Consider the following 8483-nt stretch of genomic DNA (forward strand, 5'->3'; position numbering starts at 1 on the left):
GTGCGGATGGGGCACCGGCCGGCCCACCTTTATGTCTGCCCCCGCATCCCTCACAGTCAGATACCGAACGTGCTGTTTTCTCTCATCAGTGGCGCTTGTTTTGCCGGATGTGCACCCACACTCCGGCGCACTGGTGTGATGAGGGCCCTTTCAGGGTGAGTTATCGTGTACGGGGGGTAAAAACAAACGGCATGACCCGTTCATTTCCGTCCCGGGAGAGTTCAGCCGATGGCGAGGCAGTTGCGAGCCGAGCAGACCCGCTCGACGATCATCACGGCCGCCGCTGACCTGTTCGACCGTCGCGGCTACGAATCGACCAGTCTCAGCGACATCGTGGAACACGCGCACGTCACCAAGGGAGCCCTGTACTTCCACTTCGCGGCGAAGGAGGATCTCGCCCACGCGATCCTCGAACTCCAGTCGCACACCGCCCGCCGGCTGGCGACGGCGACCGACAGCCGCGGCCACACCTCCCTCGAAGCGCTGATGCGCCTCACGTTCGGCATCACCCGCATGTCCGTCGAGGATCCGGTGCTGCGGGCGGGTCTGCGGCTCGCCACGGGCGGGATCCGGCCCCGGCCGCCGCTGAGCCACCCGTTCACCGAATGGCTGGACATCGTCACGGCCCGGCTTGTCGGCGCGGTCAAGGAGTCCGACGTGCACTCGGACGTCGATGTCGACGTCGTGGCCCACTCGTTGGTCTGCTTCTTCGTCGGCACCCGCGTCGTCGGGCGCTCCCGCGAGCCGGTCGCACGCCAGCCCCGCCGGACGGCCGAGATGTGGAACATACTCATCCGCGGACTGGTCCCGGTGACCCGCCGCGCCCGATATCTGAGCCTGGCGGCGCGACTGGAGCGGGAGATCGCGCCCGTGTGACCGCAGGGCGGGCGGCTCGTCCCGTGCGAAGGGCACGCGCGTTACGGTGAGGCCCATGCCCGACATCCCCTCCGCGCCCCTGCTCCTCGGCAACCAGCCGGGCTCCTTCCCTCACAGTGTGCTGGCCGAGCGGCACCCCGCGATCATCAAGCAGGTCCGCGAGGCCTTCCCGTACGAACCCGCGCAGCACCGCGCCCTCGACGAGCTGCTCGCCTCCTGTACCGAGGGCGAGATCGAACCCCTCCCCGACGACGCGCACGACCGGGACCTCTGGGAGACCTGGGGGCTGCGCGAGTACACCGGCCGGTCCTGGTTCGACGTGCCGTGGCTCTGGTCCGAGAGCTGGTTCTACCGCCGCCTGCTCCAGGCCGTCGGCTACTTCGGCCCGGGCCCCTGGCAGGGCATCGACCCCTTCCGCCCCTTCAAGCTCGCCGAACTCCACTCCGCCGAGACCGACGAGGAACTCGCCGCCCTCGACGGCCTCGCCGGCCGGCCCGCCGCCGAACAGGCCCGGGCCCTGCTGCACGGCTCCCTCTGGGGTAACCGGGCCGACCTCGGCTTCCGCCTCTCCGCCGAAGGCGCACGGGCCGCGGACGCCGCGCCCGGCCTGGTCGCCGACGACAGCGACCGGCTCTGGGCGCAACTCGACGCCCCCGGGACCGGGACCGGCGCGCTGTGCCTGGTCGCCGACAACGCGGGCCGCGAACTCGTCCCCGATCTCCTCCTCGTCGCCCACCTCCTGGAGAGCGGCCGCATCGGACGGGCGGTCCTGCACGTCAAGCCGTACCCCTACTACGTCTCCGACGCCACCACCGCAGACGTCGTCGACGCCGTGCGCCGGCTGACCGGCGCCGGGGGAGCGGCCGCCGCGTACGGCCGGCAGTTGTGGTCCGCCCTCGCCGACGGCCGCCTCACCCTGCGTGCCCACGCCTTCTCCAGCGCGCCGCTGCCCTACGAGGAGATGCCCGGGGACCTGCGCGCGCAGTTCGCCTCGGCCACCCTCACGATCGTGAAGGGCGACCTCAACTACCGCCGGCTGGTCGGCGACCGGCTGTGGGCCCCGACCACGCCGTTCGCCGACGTCACCGCCTACTTCCCCGGCCCGGTCGCCGCCCTGCGCACCCTGAAGTCCGACGTGATCACCGGTCTCGACGCGCAGACCGAGGCCGCTCTGGTCGCGGCGGAGGACCAGCGCTGGCGCACCGGCGGCACGCACGCGCTGATTCAGGTGCGGGTCCCCGGCTAGGCCAAGTCGCCTCCACACCACCTGCGTTCACGTTCGATTCACGCGATGGTGTGATCATGTCCCGTCCCGCGGATGCCGCCGCGGGGCGGCGGGTAGGGCCCGGCCATGACGCAGCCGTTCGAACTCCCGCACTTCTACCTGCCGCACCCGGCGCGGCTGAACCCGCATGTCGACGAGGCCCGGGCCCATTCGACCGCGTGGGCGCGCGAGATGGGCATGCTGGAGGGCTCCGGCGTCTGGGAGCAAGCCGACCTGGACGCGCACGACTACGGCCTGCTGTGCGCCTACACCCACCCCGACTGCGACGGCTCCGCCCTGTCCCTCATCACCGACTGGTACGTGTGGGTCTTCTTCTTCGACGACCACTTCCTGGAGATGTACAAGCGCAGCCCGGACCGCGTCGCCGGCAAGGCCCACCTGGACCGGCTGCCGCTGTTCATGCCGCTGGACCTGTCGGCTCCCGTGCCGGAGCCGGAGAACCCGGTCGAGGCGGGCCTCGCCGACCTGTGGGCGCGCACGGTGCCGGTGATGTCCGAGAACTGGCGCCGCCGCTTCGCCGTGGCCACCGAGCATCTCCTCAACGAGTCGATGTGGGAGCTGTCCAACATCAACGAGGGGCGGATCGCCAACCCCGTCGAGTACATCGAGATGCGCCGCAAGGTCGGCGGCGCCCCCTGGTCGGCGGGGCTCGTGGAGTACGCGACCGCCGAGGTGCCCGCCGCCGTCGCCGGGACCAGGCCGCTCAGGGTGCTGAGGGAGACGTTCTCCGATGCCGTGCACCTGCGCAACGACCTGTTCTCCTACCAGCGCGAGGTCGAGGACGAGGGCGAGAACAGCAACGGCGTGCTCGTCCTGGAGACCTTCTTCGGCTGCACCACCCAGGAGGCCGCCGACACCGTCAACGACGTCCTGACCTCCCGCCTCCACCAGTTCGAGCACACGGCGTTCACCGAAGTGCCCGCGGTGGCCCTGGAGAAGGGGCTCGGGCCGGACGAGGTCGCGGCCGTGGCGGCGTACACGAAGGGGCTGCAGGACTGGCAGTCGGGCGGCCATGAATGGCATCTGCGCTCCAGCCGCTATATGAACGAGAACGCGGTGCGCGGCGCAAGCCCCTGGCCGGGAGGCACCGGCTTCGGCACCTCGGCCGCCGATGTGCGCGCCCTGCTCGCGACGGCCGGAGCCATGGGGGCACCTCCCACGCCTTTCGGGCATGGAAGGCTGCGTTCCCACACGCACGTGCCGTACCAGAAGGTCGGCCCGTCGCGGATCCCCGACATCCGCATGCCGTTCCCGCTGGAGCTCAGCCCGCACGTGGACCACGCCCGCCGCAGTCTGCGCGACTGGGCGGAGCGCATGGGCATCCTCGCCGAGGGCGTCTGGGACGAGGACAAGCTCCGCGCCTACGACCTCGCCCTCTGCTCGGCCGGTCTCGACCCGGACGCCACACCCGAGGCCCTCGCCCTCAGCGCGCAGTGGCTCGCCTGGGGCACCTACGGCGACGACTACTATCCCCTGGTCTACGGCCACCGCCGCGACCTCGCCGCCGCCCGCCTGACCACGGCCCGCCTGTCCGACTGCATGCCGGTCGACGGCGCTCCGCCGCTCCCGGCCAACGCCGTGGAGCGCGGCCTGGCCGACCTGTGGGTGCGCACCACCGCCGGGATGACGCCCGAGGCGCGGCGCACGCTCAAGGACGCGGTGAACGTCATGACCGAGAGCTGGGTGTGGGAACTGTCCAACCAGTTCCACCACCGCGTGCCCGACCCGGTCGACTACCTGGAGATGCGCAGGGCGACCTTCGGCTCCGAGCTCACCCTGAGCCTGTGCCGGATGGGACACGGCCCGGCCGTCCCGCCCGAGGTCTACCGCAGCGGTCCGGTCCGCTCCCTGGAGAACGCCGCGATGGACTTCGCGTGCCTCCTCAACGACATCTTCTCGTACCAGAAGGAGATCGAGTTCGAGGGCGAGATCCACAACGCGATCCTCGTCGTGCAGACCTTCTTCGGCTGCGACTACCCGACCGGACTCGGCATCGTGCACGACCTGATGAGCCGGCGCATGCGCCAGTTCGAGCACGTCGTCGAGCACGAACTGCCCGTCCTGTACGACGACTTCCAGCTCACGAAGCAGGCGCGCGCCGCGATGGCGACGTACGTGGCGGACCTGCGGAACTGGATGTCCGGCATCCTCCACTGGCACCGCTCGGTGGACCGCTACAAGGCCGACTGGCTGTCCCGCCGCGTCCACGGCTTCCTCCCGGACCGCCCACCGGCCATGCCCGTGCCCGTGCTCCGCTGAGGCGGCGACTCGCCGACTGCCAGTTCCCCGGCCGCGACGCCTACGACGTGTCCGGCTTCGACCCGGTGGTGGGCGGCACGCGCACGCCAGGTCGGCTACCCGGGCGACTTCCGGGTTCCGGCCGACGGCGTCATCCAGGTCACCGGCCGCGTGGGGTGCACGATGGGCGCGGTTGAGGAAGCTCCACTGTTGCGTTGAACGTCCGTGCCGTGCGCCGGTACGTCCGGTCGTGCCGTTGCCGCCGCCCGTCTGGGCGCCGTACAGGTGCGTGACGGACCGGGCGGGCAGCGCGGCGACGTCCTTGTTCGGCTCCACGCCCTCGCGCCCCGGTTCGGTGCTCGCCCGCCCGGGTGAGGGGAACACGCCACGCACCACGGGGGATTCACCGTGACCGAGATCATCGAAAAGCCGGCCGACGTCATGGAGGCGGGGACACCGGCACAGGAACCCGCACCGGCCGGACTGGCGCCGTACGTCGCGCCGTCGCACATCCCGCCCGTCCTGCGCCCCGCCTCCGGGGACATCCCGCGCGAGACCGAGATCGCCCTGCGCCCGGCCTGGCCCACTCTGCACCCGCAGTTCCCGCCTCGGGCGGCCGTCCCGGTGCAGCTTCACCTCGACGGGGGTGACCGGGTACTCACCGTCCTCCGGGATGTGGTTGGTCCAGGCGATGCGGATCCGCTGCCCGCGCCGGACCTCGATGGTCGGGCCCGGCACCTGGCCGTCGTAGCCCCACATCAGGGTCTACGCCGGTCCGGTACGACGCGGGCACCGACATCCCGCTCGCGCCCAACGAACGCGGCAGGAAGGATGTCTTCCGGGGCCCGGGAACCAGATGCTGCGCGTCATGGGGAGGTTCGACGGCGCGCACGGCCGGTTCATGTACCACTGCCATCCGCTGGAGCACGAGGACATGGGCATGATGCGGCCCTTCGTCGTGATGCCCGCGCAGGTGTTGAGGTTCGACCACGGCGGGGCGCACGGCGGCCACGGAGAAGGCCACACCGGCTGATCCCTGACCGCGCCGGGCCCGGGTCAGTCTCACTCGTTCGTGGCTCGTCGGCCGCCGATGCACCGGGTAGAGCACCTGCCGTGATCGTTCCGGGAACCGCCGGAGGCGATCGGCACCATCCGGAGGCACGTCATGGAACAGACCGCACTGCGACCCAAGCCGATGCCGGGTCAGGAGCCCGAGGGGGCCGCCGCGGTGACGGGGCCCGGCCCGTCACGGCCCCGCCCGCACGCCGCCCGGCGACGCGGGAGGCGGCTCCTGAACGTCCTGCTCGCCTCGTTCGCGGGCGCGGTCCTGGTCCTCTCCGGGATCGGCCTCGGGGCGATGGGCACCGCGGTGCTCGGCAAGGGCGGGCGCTTCGACCCACGAGGGTGGCAGCACACGCCGTCGCTCCCTGGCCCCACGCCCGCCGCCGCGGCACCCTCCGCGCCCGCCGCCGCGACGCTCGGCGTGCAGGTCATGGACGCCCGGAAGCCGGGGGCCGTGGTCGTGGGGCTGCACGTCCCCGGGCCGGCGCAGGCCGCCGGGCTGGTGCGCGGCGACGTCCTCCTGGCCTTCGGCGCGACCCGGATCGACACCGCCGCCGATCTGGTCCGGGCCGTCGCCCGCACCCGGCCGGGCTCCGAGGTCAGACTGACGGTCCGCCACCGCAGCGGCGGCTACGAGCAGCTGACGCTCGTACCGGCTGTCGCCGCGTGACGCGCGCTCTCACGGCACGACGCGGAAGTGGCTCGTGAGCCGCCCCGAGTCGTCCAGGACGTGGAACGCGAGCCCGGGCGGCGCCTCCCGGTCGGCGATCTGCTCGCCCTCCCAGGGCAACCGCAGCGTCCACGTCACGCCCGGCCCGACGACCAGGGGCCGCCCCGCGAACGAGGTGGCGGCGGGGGAGTGGGCGTGGCCGGTGATCAGCCCGGCGATCTCGGGCCGTCGGGCCGGCAGGTCCGCCAGTCGGCCGGGGTGGCGCAGCGGGTAGGAGTCGGGCAGCGGATGGTGCAGTGCCACCGGCGGGTGGTGGAAGGCGAGCAGGGCCGGAAGGCCGCCGTCGAGTTCGTCGAGGGTCGTCTCGATCCAGTCGTAGGCCTCCTCCCCCAGCTCCCCGTCGTCGCTGCCCGGGACGCTGGAGTCGCACATCAGCACCGCGCCGTCGTCGAAGACCTGCACGCTGTTGACCGGCCCCTCGCCCCCGGGCCGGTCCAGCAGCGCCTTGTGGTAGGGCCTGCGGCTGTCGTGGTTGCCCGGGCAGATGAGCACCGGGAACGGGGTGTCGCCGGTGCGCAGCCCCAGGATGCGTGCGGCGTCCTCGTACTCCGGCTCCGTGCCGTGGTCCGCGATGTCCCCGGTCACCAGCAGCGCATCCACCTGGCCCGGCAGCTCCCACAGCCGGTCGCGCACCCGCTCGGCGCGCTCCGTCGCCCGCGCGCTCCCGGCCCAGATGCAGATCGCTGATGTGCGCGAGTACCAGCACCGTCGTACGCCCCCTCGATCGACCGTTTAATGGAAGAGCCGCATCTAAGCATTAGGTATAACGCTTGGGCAATCCACTGCCGTTAGGCGGGCTGCCGGGGTGAATGCCCGCAGACGGCTCGCGCCGCCCCCTCCGGCCGGGCAGGATGCTGCCCGTAGCCCCTTCGCCCGCCCTGGGAGGCCCGGATGACCGGAAGCACGGCCGCGTCCTTCACCGCCGACGACTACCGGGCCCGCATGGAGCGCGCCGCGCGTACGGCCGCCGAAGCCGGGCTCGCGGGCCTGCTGGTGGCCCCGGGACCGGACCTGGTGTGGCTCACCGGCTACACACCCCCGGCGGTCACCGAGCGGCTCACCCTGCTGGTCCTCGCCGCCGGGCAGGACCCCGTCCTCGTCGTCCCCGCCCTGGAGGCCCCGGACGCGCACCGGGCGCCCGGCGCGGCCGCCCTGACCCTGCGCGACTGGACCGACGGCAAGGACCCCTATGCCGCCACCGCCGCCCTCCTCGACGCCTCGGGCCGGTTCGGCATCAGCGACAACGCCTGGGCGCTGCACCTGCTGGCCCTCCGGCAGGCCATGCCCCACAGCTCCTGCGCCGCGCTCACCGAGGCCCTGCCGATGCTGCGCGCCGTCAAGGACGCGGCCGAGCTGGACCTCATGGCGGCCGCGGGAGTCGCCGCCGACGCGACGTTCGAGGAGATCCGGACCGTCTCCTTCGCCGGGCGCCGGGAGTCCGAGGTGGCCGCGGACCTCGACCGGCTGCTGCGCCGGCACGGCCATGAGCAGGTCGACTTCACCATCGTCGCCTCGGGCCCGAACGGCGCCAACCCGCACCACGAGGCGGGCGACCGCGTCATCGCCCGGGGCGACACGGTCGTCCTGGACTTCGGCGGGCTGCGGGACGGCTACGGCTCCGACACCTCGCGCACGGTCCACGTCGGCGAGCCCACCGACGAGGAGCGGCGCGTGCACGACATCGTGCGCGAGGCCCAGGAGGCCGGCTTCCGCGCGGTGCGGCCCGGCGCCGCCTGCCAGGACGTCGACCGGGCCGCCCGCGAGGTCATCGCCGACGCCGGCTACGGCGAGTACTTCATCCACCGCACCGGACACGGCATCGGCGTCACCACCCACGAGCCGCCGTACATGATCGAGGGCGAGGAGCGGCCCCTCGTGCCCGGCATGTGCTTCTCCGTGGTGAAGGCCGCGGTGACCAGACGCCGCCGGATCGCGCTCGGGCCCGTGCTGCGCGGCCGGGAACGCTGGCTGCGGGAGCGGGGGCTGCTGCCCACCGCCGACGACAAGGAAGAGCTGGTGGTCGTCCGTGCCGAACTCCCCGTCTGACCGGCCTGCCGCGCCGCGCCGCGTCACCGTTCAACGCAAGGGCCCGCTGCTGATGGAGGGCCCGGTGGAGGTGGAGCTCGAGGACGGTTCCGTCGTCAGCTCCGATCGCTTCCGCGTCGCCCTGTGCACCTGCCGCCGCAGCCGCCGCTACCCGTGGTCCGGCTGCACCATCGCCTCCGCTCCCGGCCGCCGTGTCCCGCACGGCGACGCCCCGGGCTTGATCGGGTCGGCCGGCAGTGGCACCAC

Annotated in this window: 5 protein-coding genes and 4 pseudogenes; 7 read left to right on the top strand and 2 right to left on the bottom strand. The window is 72.6% G+C overall.

Annotation, left to right across the window (positions count from 1 at the left end):
• Window positions 1–228: 228 nt before the first annotated feature.
• The 3 genes from ABZ281_RS26230 (at window position 229) to cyc2 (ending at window position 4420) form a co-directional block, all read left to right on the top strand.
• Window positions 229–876, top strand: coding sequence for a ScbR family autoregulator-binding transcription factor (locus tag ABZ281_RS26230; protein ID WP_356659256.1), 648 nt, complete (start codon window positions 229–231; stop codon window positions 874–876).
• Between the two features lie 55 nt (window positions 877–931).
• Window positions 932–2122, top strand: a complete 1191-nt coding sequence (locus ABZ281_RS26235) for a damage-control phosphatase ARMT1 family protein (protein ID WP_356659258.1) — start codon at window positions 932–934, stop codon at window positions 2120–2122.
• 105 nt (window positions 2123–2227) lie between these two features.
• Window positions 2228–4420, top strand: coding sequence for a germacradienol/geosmin synthase Cyc2 (gene cyc2 / locus ABZ281_RS26240; protein WP_356659260.1), 2193 nt, complete (start codon window positions 2228–2230; stop codon window positions 4418–4420).
• A 588-nt stretch (window positions 4421–5008) separates the two neighbouring features.
• Here cyc2 and ABZ281_RS26245 read toward each other — a convergent pair.
• Window positions 5009–5164: pseudogene (locus tag ABZ281_RS26245) on the bottom strand (multicopper oxidase domain-containing protein); the annotation flags it as partial.
• A 5-nt stretch (window positions 5165–5169) separates the two neighbouring features.
• On the opposite strand from ABZ281_RS26245, the pseudogene ABZ281_RS26250 reads away from it, so the two are divergent.
• Together ABZ281_RS26250 and ABZ281_RS26255 are read left to right on the top strand one after the other, a co-directional pair.
• A pseudogene (locus ABZ281_RS26250) lies at window positions 5170–5432 on the top strand (multicopper oxidase domain-containing protein); the annotation flags it as partial.
• A 132-nt stretch (window positions 5433–5564) separates the two neighbouring features.
• A complete protein-coding gene (locus ABZ281_RS26255; RefSeq protein WP_356659262.1) occupies window positions 5565–6131 on the top strand; it encodes a PDZ domain-containing protein in 567 nt (188 codons plus the stop codon).
• Window positions 6132–6140: 9 nt separating this feature from the next.
• Here ABZ281_RS26255 and ABZ281_RS26260 read toward each other — a convergent pair.
• Window positions 6141–6897, bottom strand: a pseudogene (locus ABZ281_RS26260) (metallophosphoesterase).
• 185 nt (window positions 6898–7082) lie between these two features.
• On the opposite strand from ABZ281_RS26260, the gene ABZ281_RS26265 reads away from it, so the two are divergent.
• Both ABZ281_RS26265 and ABZ281_RS26270 read left to right on the top strand, forming a co-directional pair.
• Window positions 7083–8237 carry a M24 family metallopeptidase gene (locus ABZ281_RS26265; protein WP_356659264.1) on the top strand — a complete coding sequence of 385 codons (1155 nt, stop codon included), beginning with the start codon at window positions 7083–7085 and terminating at the stop codon, window positions 8235–8237.
• Window positions 8218–8394: pseudogene (locus ABZ281_RS26270) on the top strand (CDGSH iron-sulfur domain-containing protein); the annotation flags it as partial. The gene ABZ281_RS26265 and the pseudogene ABZ281_RS26270, both read left to right, overlap by 20 nt.
• Window positions 8395–8483: the final 89 nt, after the last annotated feature.

Source organism: Streptomyces sp. NPDC006265, assembly GCF_040613555.1.
In the GTDB taxonomy this organism is placed as follows: Bacteria; Actinomycetota; Actinomycetes; order Streptomycetales; family Streptomycetaceae; genus Streptomyces.